The organism is Cobetia sp. SIMBA_158 (genome assembly GCF_046566945.1).
Lineage (GTDB): Bacteria > Pseudomonadota > Gammaproteobacteria > Pseudomonadales > Halomonadaceae > Cobetia > Cobetia amphilecti.
In genome coordinates this window covers 1-255 of the sequence record NZ_JAWJYL010000688.1, presented here as the reverse complement: position 1 = coordinate 255, position 255 = coordinate 1, and the positions used below count along the sequence as shown (strand labels likewise).

General features: G+C 52.9%; 1 rRNA gene. It reads left to right on the top strand.

Features of this window, described 5'->3' with window-relative positions:
- Window positions 1-255, top strand: a 23S ribosomal RNA gene (locus R2R70_RS21580); the annotation flags it as partial.

Genomic DNA, 255 nt, shown 5'->3' with positions numbered 1-255 from the left:
CGGCTAGACGGAAAGACCCCGTGAACCTTTACTATAGCTTTACACTGGATGCTGATGTTGTCTGTGTAGGCTAGCTGGGAGGCTTTGAAACCACGTCGCCAGATGCGGTGGAGCCAACCTTGAAATACCAGCCTGACATCATTGGCGATCTAACTCAGGTCCGTTATCCGGATCGAGGACAGTGTATGGTGGGTAGTTTGACGGGGGCGGTCTCCTCCTAAAGAGTAACGGAGGAGCACGAATGTACCCTCAGCA